Raw genomic sequence first — 20,508 nt, 5'->3', positions numbered from 1 at the left:
GATAAAATTAAACTAAAAATTTTACATAATAAATATGACAGATAAAGCTACTTTGGAGATAAACGGAGAGAAACATGAATTTCCGTTAATAGTTGGAACAGAAAATGAGGTAGCCATCGATATTAAAACACTTCGTGGTGTTACCGGAGGCGTAACAACAATTGATCCTGGATACAAAAATACAGGCTCTTGCGAAAGTGCTATTACTTTTCTTGATGGTGAAAAAGGAATTTTAAGATATAGAGGATACTCTATTGAAGAATTAGCAGAAAAAGCTAGTTTTTTAGAAGTTGCTTATTTACTTATTTTTGGAGAGTTACCAACACAAACTCAACTAGATAAATTCCATAGTGATATAAAAGCACAATCTGTTGTAGATGACGATGTAAAGAAAATATTAGATGCATTCCCAAAGTCTGCTCACCCAATGGGAGTTTTATCTTCTTTAACAAGTGCATTAACAGCATTTAACCCTTCTTCAGTAAATGTAGATTCTGAAGAAGATATGTACAATGCTATTGTTAGAATATTAGGAAAATTCCCAGTATTAGTAGCTTGGACATTACGTAAGAAAAAAGGACTTCCATTAGATTACGGAGATAGCTCTATAGGATATGTTGAAAATGTCTTAAAAATGATGTTTAAACAACCTAATGAAGACTACAAAATGAACCCAATATTAGTAGATGCATTAGATAAACTACTAATATTACACGCAGATCATGAGCAAAACTGTTCTACATCTACAGTTAGAATTGTAGGTTCTTCTCATGCAGGTTTATTTGCATCATTATCAGCAGGTATTTCTGCGCTTTGGGGTCCACTTCATGGAGGAGCAAACCAAGCAGTTTTAGAAATGCTTGAAGCAATCAAAGAAGATGGTGGAGATACTAAAAAATACATGGGTAAAGCAAAAGACAAAGAAGACCCGTTCCGTTTAATGGGATTCGGTCACCGTGTTTATAAAAATTTCGACCCTAGAGCAAAAATTATAAAAGTAGCAGCTGATGAAGTTTTAGGAGATTTAGGTGTTGAAGATCCAATTCTTGATATAGCAAAAGGATTAGAAAGAGAAGCGCTAGAAGATGATTACTTCGTAAAACGTAAACTATATCCAAACGTAGATTTTTATTCAGGAATAATTTACCGTGCTATGGGAATTCCTGTAGAAATGTTTACAGTAATGTTTGCATTAGGACGTTTACCAGGTTGGATTGCTCAATGGAGAGAAATGAGATTACGTAAAGAACCTATAGGTCGTCCAAGACAAGTATATGTAGGAGAGAACACAAGAGATTTTGTTGAAATTAGCAAAAGATAATTTATTTTTAACAACATAAACAAAAAGCTTCATAAGCAACTATGAAGCTTTTTTTATACATTTAATTATGCTCAACTTAAACGTAAAAAACGAAACATCAAGATTACGCGCCGTTGTTTTAGGAACGGCAAAAAGCAATGGTCCAACTCCAACTATAGAAGAAGCCTATGACCCAAAGTCATTAGAGCATATAAAAGCAGGAACTTATCCTGTTGAGGCTGATATGGTAAAAGAAATGGAAGCAGTTGCCGCTGTTTTAGAAAAGTATGATGTAACAGTATTTAGACCAAAAATCATTGAAGACTACAATCAAATATTCTCCAGAGACATTGGTTTTGTAATAGATGATAAGTTTGTTGAAGCAAATATTTTACCAGATAGAGAGCAAGAATTTGAAGCTATAGAGCATGTATGGTCTCAAGTGCCTAAAGAGCAACGAATAAAATTGCCAGAGCACTGCCATATTGAAGGTGGTGATGTCATGTTGTATAACGACTATATTTTTATAGGAACATACAGAGGAGCTGATTATTCTGATTATATCATTGCAAGAACCAATATGGAAGCAGTTGAAGCAATGAAAGCGTTGTTTCCTCATAAAAAGATAAAATCCTTTAACCTTCGAAAGTCAAATACCAATCCTAGAGAGAATGCATTACATTTAGATTGCTGTTTTCAACCTGTTGGAAAAAATAAAGCCATTTTACATAAAAATGGGTTTCTTGAAGAGGAAGAGTATGAGTGGTTATTTAATTTCTTTGGAAAAGAGAATGTTTTTGAGATTGATAAAGAAGAAATGTATAATATGAATAGTAACATTTTTTCTATCTCTGAAAATGTTGTAATCTCTGAAAAAAACTTTACACGTTTAAACACCTGGCTTCGTAGTCAAGGAATAACCGTAGAGGAAGTTTCTTATTCTGAAATAGCAAAACAAGAAGGCTTGTTGCGTTGTAGTACCATGCCTCTTATTAGAGACTAAACTACTGTTTTACCACGCAATTTATGCTAACTTCAGCTTCATGGCCAACTCTAAATGAGCCAAAGTCTTCGCCTATATTATAGTCAAGACGAAGCACTTGAAAAGTACCCTTAAACGTGTTGTTAGAAAACGTAAAAGGGATTTCAACAGTTTTTGTAATGCCATGCATTGTTAATTCTCCTGTTGTAGCATAGTGATTATCTTTTGTGGTAATATTTGTAGACTTAAAACATATTTCAGGATATTTCTCAACATTAAAAAAATCATCACTCTTTAAGTGGTTATCACGCTTTTCATTGTTTGTGTCAATAGTGGTTGCATCAATACAAATATTAAAGCTTGAGTTTTCAAGGTCGTTTTCGTCAAAATTGAAATCACCTTGCATACCTGTAAAATCACCATTGACTTTAAAGAAGCCTCCACCAGTAATTTTAAATGTAACCACAGAAGCATTTGTGTCTATAGTTTGTGCCATTAAAGCAGTGAAAGGCATCAAAAGTACGCTCAATAAAAATATTGTTTTCTTCATAGCATAAAGGTTTTTTCTTGTAAGCTACTTAAAAATACAAATTTCAAATCGAAATGTTTTTATAAACAGAATTTTTTAACCATTAATTAAGTAAAGTACGTGGCAATTAATCTGTATAAACGCTCTTTAGTAAATGGCTTTGTAATATAATTATTCATACCACTATCTAAAGCTTTTTGTATAGCGGTTGATGTTACATTTGCAGAGAGGCCAATTATAATAACATCAGAGTCTTGTTTACGTATGATTTGTGTGGCTTCATAACCATCCATTTTTGGCATATGAATATCCATAAGAATAAGATTGTATCTATTTTCTTTAAATCGATCTAGAGCCAATTGCCCATTTTCAACACTGTCAACATGTATGTCTATATCTTCAAGTAGTTTTCTTAATACAGTAACATTAATTTTGTTATCATCAACAACTAGCACGTTAATGTTAGGGAGTTTGAAGTTTTCATAAGTTTCTCCAAATTGATAAGATTGTTTTTCAGAGATTTCCATAATTCCTGTAAAAGTGAATACACTGCCTTTGTTTTCAAAACTATCAACTGTTATAGAACCATTTAATAATTCAGCAAAGTCTTTACTAATGGCTAATCCTAAACCACTACCTTCATACTCTTTTTTAAGGCTGCTTTCTATTTGTGTAAATCTATCGAAAATGGTTTTTAATTTACTTTTAGATATCCCAATTCCTGAATCTTTTACTTGAATTTTAATACTTAATTTTTCTTCAATCTTTTCTTCGTTATAAGTAACTTCAACGCCTCCATTTACTGTAAACTTAAGAGCATTTTTTAATAAGTTTGTAATAATTTGCGAATATTTATTCATATCGCTTATTACACTATAGCTTTCATTATTTAGAAACGATAAGTTTATATAAAGACCTTTTTGTTTAAAATGGTACTCATAAGTATCAATAAGTTCTTTAAGTTTTTCTGAAGGACAGAATAAGTGCTTTTCTAATATAATATTACCAGATTCTATTTTGTGTATCTCTAAAATATCATTAACAATAGCTAATAAATTATTAGAAGATTTATCCATTAGCGCTACATATTCTTTGTCGCTTTCTTTAAGATTACTGCTTTTTAATACTTGAATAAAGCCTAATATAGCGTGAAGTGGTGTGCGTATTTCATGGCTCATATTAGATAAAAAATCTGTTTTAGCTTTTGAAGCTTGCTCGGCTTTTTGTTTCTGTTTGTTTAGTCTGAAATTAACATTAGCTAATTTTTTATTGATAGATAAGGCTCGTTTAGTTTCTCTCAAAGCCTTTAGGTAAAAGTAAATAAGCATGCTTATTAATAAGGATAATATAATGCCAAATAAAAGCATGTAATTTATAAAAGCACGTTTGTTGGTGAAAAATAATAGCTCGTTAGTAGGATAGAGTTTTAGACTCCAAAACTGTTTGTCTAAATAATCTATGGTTAAATCGCTTTTATAAACAAAGCTATCGTCTATTAAAGCTCTGTTTTTAGTGTTGTATTCATAAAATAGTACACCTTTATTGTCTCGTAGCTCAATGGCATAATCTTTTAAACTTGTAGAAAAAGTATTAAAACTATTAGTGAAGTCCATTCCTGCACTTGCAGTTCCTTGGAATGTATTATTATAATATGCAGGAATATCTATAAGAAAAGCATAGCCACCTTGTGTCATTTTAGACCAAGGAGTAACGTTTATAGAGCTATCAATACTATGAGATTCCCACTCTTTTTTACGATAATCAATTTTTGATATATCTAGATTTAAAGCAGCTTCATTACCTTTTAAAGGATGAATTTTTCTAATCACCATAGAGCTATCAATCCATTCAACAAACTTAATTGCATCAGATTGTTTAAGAATAGTATTTACTTCTTTATCCCAATATTTATGATAATCTCCATTTGTAAACTCTAATCTGTTTTTTAAGTTTTCAAGTTGAACAATCTCTTTGTTAATGTGAGCGATAAACTCTTGAGTTGTTAACTCTCCAGTAAGTTGAATTTGCTGTTTAACCCATACCTGATAATCATCAATAGATTTATCCCAAATAGTAATAACCAAAACAGCTATTGAGGTTAATGCAAGAATAGGTAAAACAAATATTCTTTGTAAAACCGCATCATAAATTTGAGACATGTTAATCTTCATGAGTACTAAATACTATTTAAAAATATAAAAAAGGAACTGTAAAAAAAACAGTTCCTTTTTTATTGTTTAGACAGCTTCTACAAGCAGATTTTCATCTGTTTTCTCTACTTTAGCAAGCTTGTTTTTTGTCAACTCTTTTATGGTTTTATCCCATTTTTTATTGCTTAAACCAGATTGTGTTTTTAGCTCTATAAGTTCTAATTTTTCAGCCTTTTTTAGAAGCTCTAAAACAGCTTTTGCGTCGTCACTTATAGCTAGAGGCTTTTTTTCTGGTCTCATTTGCGGGAAGAATAAAACTTCTTGTATAGACTGATTGTTGGTTAAAAACATAATTAATCTATCCATACCAATTCCCATACCAGATGTAGGAGGCATACCATACTCTAAAGCGCGTAAAAAGTCAAAATCTATAAACTCTGTAGCTTCGTCATCGCCTTTTTCAGCAAGTTTTAATTGGTGTTCAAAGCGTTCACGTTGATCTATAGGATCATTTAATTCAGAATATGCATTGGCTATTTCTTTACCACAAACCATAAGCTCAAAACGCTCTGTTAATTCAGGGTTATCTCTGTGCTCTTTACAAAGCGGACTCATTTCTTTTGGGTAATCTGTAATAAATGTTGGTTGAATGTAGTTGCCTTCACACTTTTCACCAAAAATTTCATCTATTAGCTTTCCTTTCCCCATAGTTTCATCAACTTCAATTCCCATACTTTTGGCAGCTTCACGAATTTCAGTTTCGCTTTTACCAGTAATGTCAAATCCGGTAAAATGTTTTATAGAGTCAGCCATTGTTACACGGGCATATGGTGCTTTGAAATCTATTTCATGGTCTCCAAAAGTAACTTTTGTAGTGCCGTTTACAGCTGTAGCACAATGCTCAAGTAATTGTTCACAAAAATCCATCATCCAGTTGTAATCTTTGTAAGCAACATAAATTTCCATAGCTGTAAATTCTGGATTGTGCGTACGATCCATACCTTCATTTCTAAAGTTTTTAGAAAATTCATATACACCATCAAAACCACCAACTATTAGTCTTTTTAAATATAACTCATTAGCAATTCGCATGTATAAAGGAATATCTAAACTATTATGGTGCGTTATAAAAGGTCTTGCTGCAGCACCACCTGGAATAGGTTGTAAAATAGGCGTTTCTACTTCAAAATAACCAGCGTTATTAAAGAAATTACGCATGGCGTTAAATAGTTTGGTACGTTTTACAAAAACGTCTTTTACATGTGGATTTACAACAAGGTCGGCATAGCGTTGTCTATAACGTTGTTCTGCATCAGTAAAAGCATCATGAACTTTACCATCAGCATCTACACGAGGTTGTGGTAATGGTTTAAGAGCTTTGCTTAATAACGTAAAGTCTTTTACCATAACCGTTTTTTCGCCAACTTTTGTTGTGAAAAGCTCTCCTGTAACACCAATAAAATCACCTATGTCTAGGAGTTTTTTGTATACGGTATTGTATTTTGTTTTGTCGTCACCAGAACAAATTTCATCTCTATTAAAATATACTTGAATTCTGCCTTCACTGTCTTGAAGTTCAGCAAAGCTGGCATTTCCTTGAATACGACGAGACATCAAACGACCGGCAATAATAACCTTTTTTCCTTCTTCAAAATTCTGTTTGACTTGTTTAGAAGTTTCTTCAACAGGAAATAAATCTGCTGGATAAGGGTTGATACCTAATTCGCGTAATTTTGAGAGCTTGTCTCTACGTACTAATTCTTGTTCTGATAATTGCGACATAAATAAATTTGAATTGTATAATTTTATGAAGCTACAAAGATAATTACTATTCGTTAGGATTTCAATTTATTATATTGGAAATATATGATGTAACAATTAGTAAATTATGTAGACCTATAAGTACATCAATCATTAAAAACAAATCAATATGGGATTTTGGAGAGTACTCCTTTCAATATTATGCCCGCCTTTAGCCGTTATAGACAAAGGTTGTGGTTCAATTTTAATTGTGTTTTTATTGTGGCTTTGCGGCTGGGTTCCGGGAGTTATAGCTGCTTTAGTCATTTTAAATAACCCTAATAGATAAGCCAAGAATTTTCCGTAATTTTGTATTCTATGAATAAGCAAGTAGAATTACAGGAATTAGGCTATAAAGATTATAAAGATACTTGGGATTATCAAGAGACTTTATTTAAAGGAATTGTTGATACTAAAATAAAAAATAGACGAGAAGATGCCAATCTAGAAACGCCTAATTATTTTTTATTTGTAGAGCATCCACACGTATACACTCTTGGTAAGAGTGGTGATATGTCTAATTTACTTATTGATGAGAAACAGCTTGCCGAAAAAAATGCTGTTTTTTATAAAGTGAATCGCGGTGGTGATATTACCTATCATGGTCCAGGACAAATAGTAGGGTATCCCATTTTAGATTTAGATAATTTTTTTACAGATATTCATAAATATTTGCGATTTCTAGAGGAAATGATCATTCTAACTTTGGCAGAATATGGTTTGAAAGCCGAGCGAAGTCCTGGAGAAACAGGTGTATGGTTAGATGTTGGAACACCTTTTGCTAGAAAAATTTGTGCTATGGGTGTTCGTGCAAGCCGTTGGGTAACCATGCATGGTTTTGCTTTAAATGTAAATGCTGATTTAGGATATTTTGACAATATGATTCCTTGTGGCATTCGTGGTAAGGCAGTAACATCTCTAAATGTAGAATTAGGTAAAAAAGAAGTTTCTATTACTGAAGTGAAAGATAAATTACTAAAGCATTTTGTTAATCTTTTTGAAGCAGAGATGAAGTTTCAAGAAGAAAAAGTCTGATTTTTTACTCAATGCTTTGATAGATATTGTATCTTCAATTATAAAAAACGAAGCAATAAAAAAGCACCATATTAATTAGTGCTTTTTTATTATCCTTCAGCATTAAAAAATACTTTGTAGTAATGCATTTTCTTTTCTTCATCATACCCGCGTTCTAGATATTCACTAGAGGCTTCAGGGGCATCAATATCTAGCTTTATTTGTATGTTAGTATCTAGTTTAATTTCTGTTTTTATTTTTTTCTTCTCTTTTTTTACAACAGCTTCAGCAACATCAAATTGATTACGAATTACAATATCCATGTCACTTTCAAATGATTTTTTATAGTCATCAAAAAGTGTTTTATGCTTGTCTTCTTCAAAAATCTCATCTTTAAAAGTTTCAATATTTACGGTTTCATGATCTTTAAAAAAATCTATGGTTTTTGCCAAGAAATTGTTTTGTTCTTGGTTACCATAACTTGTTTTTAAAACTTCTTCAGAAAAATCTTTACATAATGCTATATATTGTTGTGTATGACTATTGGCGTCATCAGCATATTTAATGTTTAGGAAATGATTGGTCCAATAATGCGCATCGTAATTGTTATTATCTGCGCTTAAAATAATACGTCCTTCTGTATCGCTTTGATTTAAAATTAAGCAACCCTTATCTACTTTTTTAGAACTAATACCTTTTTGTACAACAACATCATAACTGTTGTTTTCAAGATAGGTTTGAAAGAAATTAACCTTGTTTTCAATTTTAAAAATCCCTAATGCGTTTGTGGTAATTTCATTAAACTCGATACCTTCAAAAAGCACCACCAAAACATCTCCAGTTTTTATTTGTGCAGAATTAGATTGCTCAAATAAATGTTTTACAATATGTTTAGAGGTTTCAATAAAAGCATCGTCATCTGTAAAAATTTGTGAGCTATAGGTGTTTATTTCATTTAGTGAAATATCTGCATGATGATTAAAGCGGTAGCTTTGCACAGCAGAACCAAATGGTCTTAATAAAAATGGAAGCATAAGGTCATAACTAGCTTCATCAAAATGAATTTCGTTTTCTGAAAATGCATTTTTAGTACTGTTGAATTTGTTTCCTACTTTATGTAATATGCATTTAGCAATAGAGGCGTTTCTACGTGAGATCATAATCTGAAAAATTGAGACTACAATACTAATCATTTCGGTATAAAAAGACATAAAAAAACCGAAGGTTTTAACTTCGGTTTTTAAAAAGCATTGTAAGGAAGATTAATAGTCTAATCCAAGTTGATTTATGACGTCTTCGTAAGACATTTTTTCAAAATTAACTTGACTTTTTGAAGTTGTGTTTCCTGGAACTAAAATGTATCTAAACGTTAACCCAGGTTCGGTTTCTAAATCGCTAACGTCAGTCTGGTTTGCAAAAAGGATTAATGAATTTTCTACACCTTCACTTGGAACATTAGCTAAAGCAAAACTAAAAATGTCTTCATATGGTAATTGATAGATTATATATTCATCACCTAATAATGTTTGTCTAACATACATCATAGCAACACCGCCGTTATCAATAAACTCTTGATAGTTAGGGATGTCTATGGCCATATAACCATAGTCGTTTGCACCATTTGTGTGATCAAATTGGATTTGAAACCAATCTGAAGATACCACATTAGCATTCCCATCTTCTCCAGCAGGGCCTTGTTCACCTGGCAAGCCATCGCGACCGTCTTCAGGTGAGCATGATATTGTAAATGCCATAACAAAAGCTAACATTAAATACGTTGTTGTTTTTACGGTTTGTTTAATTGTTTTTGTAAGTTTCATAATTTTAAAAGTATTATTGATTAATATGCTCTTTTATGTATTTTTATTTATGAAGGTTAACATTTGTACTAAAAAAGTTTTTACATGAAAAAGCCAAAAATTTAGGTCTCGCTATAACGTAAACTTTTGGCATAATCAACTAACTCAAAAAAACTAAATTATTATACGTTTTGTTTTTACTTATTTTTCTAATAATGTAGTCATTGTACCAGAAGAGATTTCTTGAGTAATTATTAATCTGGTATCTGAAATGAATTCTATATTTAGGTTACTAGTATCTGTACCAATTGTTACTTGAATTATACTGTCATCTATTAATTGATATGTAACCGAGTTTATACCGTTAGATTCACAAACATCAGATGAGTTGATTCTGAAATTCTCTATCAATAAAGTGTCTAAATCTATAAATTCAAGGTAGGATTGTTTTTGGCAGTCATCTAATGTACTTTCAGAAGATGAAATCCAATACCATTTTCCTGATATTAATAAATCTTGTGTAGTTGGTTCTGGCTGAATTTGTGGTTGAAAATTATCATCATCATTACTACAGTTTAATACTAATAGTGTGATTAACATAAAGCTTAAGAGTTTTAAAATTTTCATTGTTTTAATTTTTAAAGTTTAACTCTTTATGCGTTATTTTTTTTAAGGTTAACATTATTTCTAGAATAATTATAAAATGATTGTTTTGAGTAGAAATGAGATATTCTGATTAAAAAAAATTAAATTAGCAGCAAGAAATTGTTAACCTTTTAAGTTTCTTTCTATTAAATGGTAAATAAGCACGCAGATAGTTTACTTAAAGAATTAAAGCAAGGCTCTAATGCTGCCTTTAGGCAGGTTTATGAAGAAAATAGAGACAAGTTTTTAAATTATGCCAAGCGATATAATTTATCTGAAGATGATAATATTGATATCTATCAAGATGCTTATGTAATATTTTACAACAACATTATAAGTGGTAAAATAGAAAGTTTTACAAGCAGTATTTCAACCTATTTATTCAGTATAGGAAAATATTTAATACTTGATAAGATGAGAAAAGATAAAAAGAAAGTAGGTAACAATTTTGACTTGTCTTTAGTAGGCGATCAAGATGCATTGATAACTAATATTGATATGCATGAGCCAGAACTAACAACAGAACAAAAGCTCCTTCAAACCCACTTTAAATCTTTAGGAAAAAAGTGTCAAGAACTTTTAACCCTATTTTATTATAAAGGTTTTACTATCAAAGAAATTTTAGAGTCTGGAGATTATAATAGCGAGAATGTTATAAAAAGTCAGAAATCAAGATGTATGAAAACATTAAGGGAACGTATAAATTCTAATACCATATAATATGAATAAACAGGATTTATTATATCGTTACTTTTCAAAATCTTTAACACCAAACGAAGAGCACGTTTTTGAAAACCTATTAAACACTGATGCGGAGTTTAAAAAGCAGTTTGAGTTTGAAAAAAATTTAAAGCAGGTAATACAAAAAGAAGAAAGCAAAAAACTTAAAGCAAAACTGCAAGATTTTGAAAAAGACATTAAAACCAAGACTTCTTCAGAAAAAACAACTCATAGTATATTTAATTATAAAAACTTTGCCATAGCAGCAACTATAGCTTTACTAATGGGCTGGTTTGGATACAATACTTTTTTTAACACAAATTATAACGACTTATATCAAGATAATTTCAAGGTTTATCCTAACACTGTTTATACCATAACAAGGAGTGATGATAATAATACAATAGAGCGTCAAGCTTTTGTAGCTTATGAAACAGAAGATTACCAGCTAGCAATCAATAAATTTAATGCCATTTCTGAAACTGAAAAGAATAGTTACCTAACGTTCTATAAAGCTCAAGCGTTTTTGAAATTAGAAAATCTTAAAGATGCCAAGTTGTTGTTTGAAGAAGTTATTGTAAAAGATAGAGGCTTTGTTGCAGAATCTCATTGGTATTTAGCATTGATTTATTTAAAAGAAAATGATAAAGAAAATACACGTAAGCAATTAAAATTACTTATTTCAAATTTTGATTATAATAAAAGTAAAGCCAAAGATTTATTAGACAAAATAAATTAAGATCGCTTCTTTCTATATATAATAACCCCAAAAAAGATAAAAATAGCCATACCAGAAAGTATCCAAATAAAATAGTTTGTGTTGGTTATAGCAGTAGTGTTACCAGAAATTACAAATCCAGACCAATAGTAAGGATGTGATAAGTTGTTTTCATTATTTTCTTTTATAAAAAATAACTTGGCTTTTTGAAGCGCTTCATTTTTGGTTTTTCCTTTTGATAAAAGTTCGTAAAAACGCGCCATGATTTCTGAAGATGTCCCGTCATTAATTTTCCATAGTGTGCTGGCTATACTAGAAGCGCCACTAAAATAAAACCCGCGAGCCAAACTCATAAAGCCTTCACCACGTTTTAAATTACCAATACCACTTTCACAAGCACTTAAGGTTACAAGATTGGCATCTAGATTAAGGTTATACAAGTCACTAACATATAATAAGTGCTCTTGATTAGAAACTGGTTCAAAAGCCAAATAAGAGAATTCTGGATTAGCATCATTTACAATTGCGTGCGTAGCTAAATGTAACATTCCGAATTTTTGATTTTCTAAATCAAAGTTTCTTAAAGTAGCATTATTACCAGAAAACATAACACCATCAAAGTAACTTAAAATAGATTCCGCTTCTTTTTTGTTGTTAGGTAATGGCAGCAAGTTTTCATTTGAAGGATTTGTAAAACTAGGAGCAAAAGCAAGTAGTGCGTTGTTTTCTTTTTTATTTTCTAATAATTGAAAAAATAGGGTAGCAGAATTTGAGTAACTAATAGTTTTATCTTGAATTAAATAATGTAAACCATTTTTTTCTGTATTTAGACTGCCAAAAGGAATGTAGTTAAGAAGACCATCAGGAATAATTACGAGGTTTTTATAATCTTTATGTTTGTTTGCTATTGGGTTTAAAATAGTATTGTATAAGTTATATGTGTTTTTTGCTAGTGCCTTAATATCAGATTTAGGATTACTAATATCTTTATAAGTACTTACTATAGATTCATTAAAATGGTTTGATAACAATACTTTGTTAAAAGAACACGCGTTTTTATCTATTGAAATAATGTACAGCGCATTTGTTCCAAAAAAGTAAGAAACTAAAACAGTATCATTTTTTAAATCATTCTGAATGTTTTTTAAACTACGAACTTGAGTATTGTATTTTAAATCATAATAAGATTTATAATTGGTTTCAATGGTTTTTATATGTTGTCTGTATGATTCCTTTAATTGAAAAAGCTGTTCTCTTTCAAGATCTGTAACTTGTTTCTTTGAGTTTAATCGTTTCTCAAGACTACTTATTTCAGATTTTAATTGTTTTTCTTGTTCTAATAAAGTTTCAGGAACAGCACCAAAACGTGTTGCTTTTGCACTCAAAAGTGCTTCAAAAAGTAAAATGTTCTTACTTTTCTCTGAATAAAAAAAAGCTTGTTCTATATACTTTTGGTTTTGGCTACTCTCATATAAGTTATATGTAGCTTCCATTCCGGATTCAAATAGTGGAAAAGCATCTTCAATTAAAAGAAGTTTATCTGCTTCACTTTTAAAAGAAGGTTTTAAACTGTCTAATGTTTTTATACCTGAATTTACTGTTTGAATAGATTTGCTATAGCTTGTTGTTGTATTTTCAGCATTAAGTATTGCGGCTTTATCTTTATATAGTTTAACTAAAAGTGATTTGTTTGAAAAAGCATCAATTTTGTTTGTCAAGGTATTGATACCAGAATTAAAGTTTTCAATAGCCTTTTTGTGCTTTTTGTTTGCAGCATATAATAATCCTATTTTTTGATAGTATGTGGCAATTTCAGGATGAGGTTTATTTTGCCATTTATCTTGAGTTAGTTTTAATGCTGTTTTATAAGCCTGTAAAGCCAAACTGTCGTTTTGTTCAGATTTGTAAAGTTCAGCTTTTATGTCATAATACTTATTCCAAAACGGATGAGAATCGGTAAGGTTTTTACTCAATATACCCAGATATAATTTTGCGCTATCTGGTTGTTTCAAATTTATGTGGTTTAAAGCCAAAATTTGAGAAATAGAAATAATGCTGTTTTTGTTTCCTTGATTATTTAAGTTGTAGTTGAGCGCTTTTTTAAAATAACTGTTAGAGGCTTTGTAATCTTTTGTGCGTCTTAACAAATCTGCCAGTAAGCTATAGTTTGCATAAAGCGAAGCTTTATCATCAGGCTTTGTTTTAGATATAAACCGAATGTTTTTGTTGTAAAATTGTTTTGCTATATCATACTTTCCTTCTTCAGAATTCATTTTAGCAATAAAATTATAAGAACCAGAAAGAAGATCTATAGCGTCTTTTGTTATAAGTGAATCTGAAGCTTGTTCTATTTGAGTAATTATTTTTTGAAACACTTGCTTTGAAACTTTATAGTTATTTGTTTCAAAATGATAAATTCCGGTGTCGTACAAATAGGAGTTTTGGTAATCTGTATAATTAGGAACGGTTTTTAAGTAAGCGTCATGATTATTAAAAATACTATCTAAAGCATTTAAGTTAGATCTCATTTTACTTAAATTATAGTTGTAGCTAGCAATTCTATTTATACTAACTAATGAGGCTATAACATTTTCCCATTCTTCCTTCTCTATATATATGTCTTTTATTTTATTAAAATAGTAGTAAGCAGAATCCTGATTGGTATAAAAATGCGTATATCCTTTTTGAATTAAAATGTTTATATCTTGAGGGTTGTTTTCTTCTTGCGCATTTAGGTTAAGCGTTAATAAGAGAATAAAAATGTAAATGATTTTTTTCATAAAAAAAGCTTTCAATACGTTTTGTACTGAAAGCTAATATACAAATAATTAAACCTGATAGGTTATGGTCTTATATAACCATTAATTTGATAAGAAGTTTCTATGCCTTCAGTATCAGTTTTATTTACAACAATAAAAACATCACCCGTATAATCAGGATCTAAGTCGATATTTTGAAATTGTGTTTCAGCTTCAAATCCAGGAACAGGTTGTAATTCTGAATTTTCAGTAGATCCTACTAAAATCTCTTGGTTGTTATAAATGTAAACATTTAGAGTTGCTACATCAATATCACAAACTATATAATCTAAACTTATAGGCATACATGTTCCTGTTGTAGGGCAAGGCGGCGGTGGCGGCGGTAAAGGAACACCTCCAATTGGGCGAGGTCTTATTCTTTGTAGCTGTTCTGTAAGTAATGATTTTGTTAATAAAGCTTCTTCTAAATCGGCTTCGGTTTCTGCACTTCCTTGACCATTATCTATAATGGCTTGCAAGGAGTCTATTTCAATTTGAACATCGGCAATTTGAACATTAAGGTATTGCCTTTGCATGTCTCCTTCATAAGAATAATTGCTTTCGTTTAAAAAAGCTTGTTGTACTGGTGAATTATCATCATTGTCTTCACTACAAGAAGTGGCATAACTAAAGCAAAGCATAATTGCCAGTAAATAAAATAAGCGGTTTAGCTTCATAATATTGTTTTTTGTTATTTAATGTTAGCGACGTAATAAAGTTAACATATTTTATTAATATTTTTTTGAGGCTATATACTTCAGAGTTTTAATTTATCTGATAAAGCAAAATAGAATTATCATCTCCTTTAGTTACAAACTCAAGATTTCTATCAGAATCAATGTTGTCAAGTTCAATTTTTGAGTTTCCGTACACTGGGAAATTAGAAATAGACTTGGCTTGGCTATCAAATAAATAAATCTTTTTAGATTGTAAATCTGTTATAGCTACATAGATTTTGTCGTTTATATAGTAAATTTCAGGTTTACTATAATTACCATAATCCATTTCTAGAGTTTTAGACTTAATGGTTAATTTGTTTTCAGATTGCGCAACTAGTGTTTTACTTGTTGAGGTAATATGGTGCAAGTCTGTTAAGTTAATATTTTGAGAAGCTGTGTTTCCTTGAGTGTCTATAGTTATTAATGCTCCATTTTTTGACGTGGTTGTAAATTTACCATTATATAAGTATACGGCTTCGCTAGAGTAGGAGTAATTATTTTTTAACTGTACACGTGTTTTTCCTGTTCTGTCTAAAATGTGAAGCTTGTTGTCTGTTTTTACAAGTATGTAATCTTTTCTTCCTATTCTGATATGTTGAGGTTGGTGATTAATTACATCGTCAGCATTTTTATATGTAAAGCCTTTTACAGTTTTTCCAGCATCGTCATACATTAAAATGTTTTTACCTTGTGTTATGAGTAATCTGTAATTTCTGTTGTTGTCATAATCAAAAACAGATAAAGGTTGTGTGATGTTATCATTAAACTTTAATGGAAATGGTGAAACATCTTTTCCGTTTCTATCTAAAACATAAACACGATTAGGTGTTGCAAATGCTAATTGAAGTCGACCGTTTTTATACATGTCTATTTGCTCAATCTTTCCTAAAACGGCTCCATCTAATTGTTTTTTCCAAAGCACTTTGCCTGTATTTGAAATAAGGTACAAGTTGTTTTTTATATCTTGAACAACAATATCTTTTCCATGAGTAAGATGATTGGTAACAAATTGTGGGGTATTAAGTATGTTGTTACTTAATTTTAAACTGAATGATTCACTAATTGAGTTTTCTACAGCTTTAGTTTTGCCTTTTTGAATTACAGCGTTTACATGAGAAAAATTACTGTCATATATATATTGTATAACGGTAGATTTATAATTGTCTAAATTAAAACCGATAGATTCACCAATATGTGTTTCAATAAAGGTTTTTAATCCGACGTTGTTAGATACAAACATTAATGAAGCTTCATCAGTAATACGTGATTTTATATTATCGTAATATGAGCGGTCATTTAAGGTTGTACTGTTTTGGTGGCTAGCAATTATGTTTTGAAGAAGCTCTATACTATCTGAAAAAATAAAAAAGGTGTCTATAATACAATATTTGGTTGCTGATTTATAGTTTATAAAAGGTGTAAAGTTTTCATAAAACAACTCGGGCTTATTAAAACTATAAATAGGAACTTGTCTATATGTTTCTATTTCTAGTTCATTTTCAGATAGCGCATCTTGTGTTGAGGTTTTATCTAATGAGTTTAAAACGACTGCTTGGTCGTTACCATAATATATAACACCCGTTTCAATAACATTATCAAATAGAAGTGTGTTTGATTGTAAGGAGTCCTTTTTATGAAAATGCTGCAAATTTTGTTTTAAAGTATTGTAATTATCAAAAGTAAAACTTAAAAAGCCATCACTATTTGCAGGTGTTATATTAGCAAGTTGGTTTTCTTGAGGTTTTGTGTTTTTAAAAACGTTTATTAAGCTTTTTGTTGAGTCTGTAGCTTTTGTTATACCGTTTATAAAAATATCATCTTGTTGTAAATCTACATCTAGCAGAAAATAGTTGGTGAAATTTCTTAAACCTGTTGTATCGTTCAATGTTGTTTGAAGCGTTTCTTTATTTTGTTTATTGTTTATTAACACAGAAAGTTGACTGTTGTTTCCTGAAGAGTCTAATAATGAAACAAGCTCTTGGTTAGGCTTTTTTATGTTGATAGTTTGCTCAAGAAAATCTTTGTTTGAGGCTCCTATAAAAATACTGTCTTTAATAACACTATATAAGGTTTCATTATTAATAGTTGTTTTCCTGTAGGTGTTACTTTTTGTCTTAACAGTTTCCACCTTAATATCAGGAAGCGAATCTATGTTAAATAGTGATGGATGGTATTTGGTTATAATACTATATTGTAAACTATCATTAGTGTCATTTGCAAAACAAAGCAACACATCATCATTTGTATTAAAGTGTTGTATTGGGCTTGCAATATTTGATAGTTTTTTATAAACATTGGTTTCAGAAGTTTTTTTTAAAAGATCGTTATTGTTTAAGTTACTTTTTAAGCTTTCAAGATTAGAAACCTTTAATATATATGTAGCATTTTCAGGAATGAAATCTGAAGGTTGCTTTAAATTGCGGTCAGTTTTGCAACTTGTAATTAATAAAATAATGCTTAAAAAATATAAATGTGATTTCATTAAATAGATAGGTTTGTACAAAGATATAAAGTTATAGCTCTAATTTTAATTGTTCAGGTAATAGTCTAAACGATTTCCTATGATAATTAGTAATCCCATGTTTTTTTATAGCTTCTCTATGTGTTTTTGTAGGATACCCTTTGTTTTTTCTCCAATCATACATAGGGAATTCTTCATGAATGCGCTGCATATAATCATCACGATACGTTTTTGCTAATACTGAAGCCGCTGCGATAGACAAGTATTTACTATCACCTTTTACTATAGTTTCATGGTTTACATTATTAAAAGGTTTAAACTTGTTGCCATCAACAATAATGAATTCAGGATTAACTCTCATGTTTTTTATAGCTTCATGCATAGCAAGTATAGAAGCATTTAATATATTGATGTCATCTATAGTTTCTGGAAAAACATGAGCAACGCCAAAGGCAAGCGCTTCTTTTTCAATTATAGGTCTAATTAACTCGCGTTTCTTTTCAGATAATTGTTTAGAGTCGTTTAGTATATCATTTTTAAAGGTGTCAGGCAAAATTACAGCAGCAGCAGTAACAGGACCACAAAGGCAGCCTCTGCCAGCTTCATCTGTTCCACATTCTAGTTTAAAACCTGAATAATTTAACTTGAGCATTTAAATAATTCTTAATATAATAGCGTTATTGTAAATTGTATTTACCTTTGCAAGGTCGAAAAAATAATTATGAGGAAAATATTTTTAGCATTTTTTTTACTATGCCTTTTTAATTTTGGGTTTTCTCAAACAAAGCCAACACTTACAAATAGTCCAGAAACTATAAGAAATTTATCTACAGAAGATACTTTAAGCAGAGGTTCAACTAGAAGCACAAGTAACGAGAAAATAAAAAACCTTGATGCTAAAATAGAGCAATACCTAATTATTTCGGCAGAGCGAGACACTACAATTGTTGATACAAGCTTGACTATTCAGCGTTATTATAAATTTAATTACTTAAGACGTGATAATTTTGGCTTAATGCCTTTTAATAATGTAGGTAGAAGCTATAACTCGTTAAATTACGATTTTGAGAGCACCAAACTTATGCCACAGTTTGGAGCAAGAGCACGCCATTTTAATTATATGGAAATAGAAGACATTAATTATTATGATGTGCCAACACCTTTAACAGAGCTTTATTTTAAAACCGCTTTTGAACAAGGGCAACAAGTAGATGCGTTCTTTACCGTAAACACATCTAGACAATTAAACTTTTCATTAGCTTATAAAGGTCTACGATCTTTAGGAAAATATCAACACGCACTTACAAGTACAGGAAACTTTAGGTTTACTACAAGTTATAAAACTAAAAACAAACGTTACATAGCAAATGCGCATATAGTAATGCAGGATTTGCTTAACGAAGAAAACGGAGGTTTGATTGATAGCAATATTGAATTTTTCGAATCAGGTGCTCCGGAGTTTCGTGATAGAGCTGTTTTAGCAGTGAACTTTGAAAATGCCGAAAATATTCTAGAAGGTAAGCGTTTTCATTTAGACCATCAATACCATATAACAAAGCCTCAAGATTCCTCAGCAAATAACTTAAACATAAGACACATTATGTCTTTAGAAGATAAGTTTTTTGAATATAGACAAACAAAGGCTAATGAATATTTTGGGACAGCCTTTATTCAAAACAATATAAAAGAACGAGTAACTCTAGAAGACTTTTATAGTCAGCTTCAATTAAATTATAATGATGTTACATTAGGAAGTTTCCAGGTTAATGTTGGCTACGATAATTATAACTATGGTTATGATAAAGTTGTTAGACTAATTAATCAAGATATACCAAATAGGTTAAAAGGAGATGTTGTAACCGTAGGAGGTAAATACAAGAAACAATTTGGTAAGTTTTTATTAAAGGGAGAACTTCAAGCAAATGTTTCAGGAGATTTTGATGGAAACTACTTTTTAGCCCAAGCATCATACCCAATTACAAAAGGAATCAATTTAAGTGCTAAAATAAACCATAGCTCTAGAATGCCTAATTATAATCAGTTATTATATCAAAGCAGTTATAGAAACTACAATTGGAGTAATAACTTTAAAAATCTAGAGACTCAAAAGTTAGAGTTTAAAATAAGCGCACCAAAAATAGCCAACATAACAGTTGATGCCACAACAATAAATAACTATACATATTTCAAAAAGAATAAAGATTCTAATTTAGTTAAGCCTTTTCAAAATGATAAAACAATAAATTACATAAAGGTAAAACTCTCTAGAGAATTTAAATTAGGCAAGTTTGCTTTAGATAACACTATAATGTATCAAAAAGTAGACGATGATAATGCCGTGCTTAATGTTCCAGAACTTGTAACAAGAAATACACTGTATTATTCTGATTATTTATTTAAGAAAGCGTTGTTCTTACAAACAGGAGTAACCTTTAACTACTTCTCAAAGTATCATATGAATGCTTATGATCCTTTGTTAGCAGAATTTTATGTGCAAACCAATCAAGAATACGGAGGGTTCCCTAGGTTTGATTTCTTTATAAACGCAAGAGTTCAACAAGCTAGAATATATTTAAAAGCAGAACATTTTAACGCTGCATGGACAGGATACGACTTTTATTCTGCGCCAAACTACCCATATAGAGACTTTGTTATAAGGTTTGGTCTAGTATGGAACTTCTTTTTATAAGTTTTAAGTAACCGTTCTATAACATTTTAGTTTTGTAGTTTACCATATATAGAGGTGTAGATTTAAAGTGTAGTATAAGATTTTTGTTGATTTAAGGAGTATAGTTTATGGTCTATATAAAAAGGATTAAAAAAACTTTATCATTAACATGTTGTAAACAAGGTTTTTAATGGTCAAGGTTAAA

General features: G+C 30.4%; 17 protein-coding genes. 7 read left to right on the top strand and 10 right to left on the bottom strand.

Annotated elements, in window-relative coordinates:
• The first annotated feature begins 34 nt into the window (after positions 1-34).
• Both ABD690_RS00085 and ABD690_RS00080 read left to right on the top strand, forming a co-directional pair.
• A complete protein-coding gene (locus tag ABD690_RS00085) occupies positions 35-1,321 on the top strand; it encodes a citrate synthase (protein WP_344725777.1) in 1,287 nt (428 codons plus the stop codon).
• A gap of 67 nt (positions 1,322-1,388) precedes the next feature.
• A complete protein-coding gene (locus ABD690_RS00080) occupies positions 1,389-2,303 on the top strand; it encodes a dimethylarginine dimethylaminohydrolase family protein (RefSeq protein WP_344725775.1) in 915 nt (304 codons plus the stop codon).
• Position 2,304: 1 nt separating this feature from the next.
• Here ABD690_RS00080 and ABD690_RS00075 read toward each other — a convergent pair whose 3' ends face one another.
• From ABD690_RS00075 to lysS, 3 genes are all read right to left on the bottom strand, one after another.
• Entirely contained in the window at positions 2,305-2,832 is a 528-nt protein-coding gene (locus ABD690_RS00075; RefSeq protein ID WP_344725773.1) for a YceI family protein, read from the bottom strand.
• Between the two features lie 86 nt (positions 2,833-2,918).
• Complete coding sequence (locus ABD690_RS00070) at positions 2,919-4,982, bottom strand: response regulator (RefSeq protein WP_344725771.1); 2,064 nt, start codon at positions 4,980-4,982, stop codon at positions 2,919-2,921.
• A gap of 66 nt (positions 4,983-5,048) precedes the next feature.
• Positions 5,049-6,743: a lysine--tRNA ligase gene (gene lysS / locus ABD690_RS00065; RefSeq protein WP_344725769.1), complete on the bottom strand. Its 1,695-nt coding sequence runs from the start codon at positions 6,741-6,743 to the stop codon at positions 5,049-5,051.
• Between the two features lie 148 nt (positions 6,744-6,891).
• Here lysS and ABD690_RS00060 point away from each other — a divergent pair, with 148 nt between their 5' ends.
• Positions 6,892-7,050, top strand: a complete 159-nt coding sequence (locus ABD690_RS00060) for a YqaE/Pmp3 family membrane protein (protein ID WP_344725767.1) — start codon at positions 6,892-6,894, stop codon at positions 7,048-7,050.
• A gap of 29 nt (positions 7,051-7,079) precedes the next feature.
• Positions 7,080-7,796, top strand: coding sequence for a lipoyl(octanoyl) transferase LipB (lipB, locus tag ABD690_RS00055; RefSeq protein WP_344725765.1), 717 nt, complete (start codon positions 7,080-7,082; stop codon positions 7,794-7,796).
• Positions 7,797-7,885: 89 nt separating this feature from the next.
• On the opposite strand, the gene ABD690_RS00050 is transcribed toward lipB, so the two are convergent.
• From ABD690_RS00050 to ABD690_RS00040, 3 genes are all read right to left on the bottom strand, one after another.
• Complete coding sequence (locus ABD690_RS00050) at positions 7,886-8,935, bottom strand: nucleoid-associated protein (protein WP_344729259.1); 1,050 nt, start codon at positions 8,933-8,935, stop codon at positions 7,886-7,888.
• A 102-nt stretch (positions 8,936-9,037) separates the two neighbouring features.
• Positions 9,038-9,595, bottom strand: a complete 558-nt coding sequence (locus ABD690_RS00045; RefSeq protein ID WP_344725763.1) for a hypothetical protein — start codon at positions 9,593-9,595, stop codon at positions 9,038-9,040.
• 180 nt (positions 9,596-9,775) lie between these two features.
• Complete coding sequence (locus ABD690_RS00040; protein WP_344725761.1) at positions 9,776-10,201, bottom strand: lipocalin-like domain-containing protein; 426 nt, start codon at positions 10,199-10,201, stop codon at positions 9,776-9,778.
• A 168-nt stretch (positions 10,202-10,369) separates the two neighbouring features.
• Between ABD690_RS00040 and ABD690_RS00035 the strand changes: the two genes are divergently transcribed.
• Both ABD690_RS00035 and ABD690_RS00030 read left to right on the top strand, forming a co-directional pair.
• The gene (locus ABD690_RS00035) at positions 10,370-10,939 is read left to right on the top strand and encodes an RNA polymerase sigma factor (protein ID WP_344725759.1); all 570 of its coding nucleotides are present in this window, start codon (positions 10,370-10,372) and stop codon (positions 10,937-10,939) included.
• 1 nt (position 10,940) lies between these two features.
• Complete coding sequence (locus ABD690_RS00030; protein ID WP_344725757.1) at positions 10,941-11,678, top strand: tetratricopeptide repeat protein; 738 nt, start codon at positions 10,941-10,943, stop codon at positions 11,676-11,678.
• Here the strand turns inward: ABD690_RS00030 and ABD690_RS00025 are convergent.
• The 4 genes from ABD690_RS00025 to ABD690_RS00010 all read right to left on the bottom strand — a co-directional run bounded on the left by ABD690_RS00025 (position 11,675) and on the right by ABD690_RS00010 (position 18,287).
• Positions 11,675-14,437, bottom strand: coding sequence for a CHAT domain-containing protein (locus tag ABD690_RS00025; RefSeq protein WP_344725755.1), 2,763 nt, complete (start codon positions 14,435-14,437; stop codon positions 11,675-11,677). The two genes, ABD690_RS00030 and ABD690_RS00025, sit on opposite strands and share 4 nt — an antisense overlap.
• A gap of 62 nt (positions 14,438-14,499) precedes the next feature.
• Entirely contained in the window at positions 14,500-15,132 is a 633-nt protein-coding gene (locus tag ABD690_RS00020; RefSeq protein ID WP_344725753.1) for a hypothetical protein, read from the bottom strand.
• A gap of 88 nt (positions 15,133-15,220) precedes the next feature.
• Positions 15,221-17,656 carry a ribonuclease HII gene (locus ABD690_RS00015; protein ID WP_344725751.1) on the bottom strand — a complete coding sequence of 812 codons (2,436 nt, stop codon included), beginning with the start codon at positions 17,654-17,656 and terminating at the stop codon, positions 15,221-15,223.
• 31 nt (positions 17,657-17,687) lie between these two features.
• Positions 17,688-18,287, bottom strand: coding sequence for a ribonuclease HII (locus tag ABD690_RS00010; RefSeq protein WP_344725749.1), 600 nt, complete (start codon positions 18,285-18,287; stop codon positions 17,688-17,690).
• A gap of 69 nt (positions 18,288-18,356) precedes the next feature.
• On the opposite strand from ABD690_RS00010, the gene ABD690_RS00005 reads away from it, so the two are divergent.
• Positions 18,357-20,324 (top strand): putative porin, encoded by a 1,968-nt coding sequence (locus ABD690_RS00005; RefSeq protein ID WP_344725747.1) that lies wholly within the window; start codon positions 18,357-18,359, stop codon positions 20,322-20,324.
• Positions 20,325-20,508 lie beyond the last annotated feature (184 nt).

The sequence above is a fragment of the Corallibacter vietnamensis genome (assembly GCF_039537875.1).
GTDB lineage: Bacteria > Bacteroidota > Bacteroidia > Flavobacteriales > Flavobacteriaceae > Corallibacter > Corallibacter vietnamensis.
This window is presented reverse-complemented; position numbering and strand designations above follow the sequence as displayed.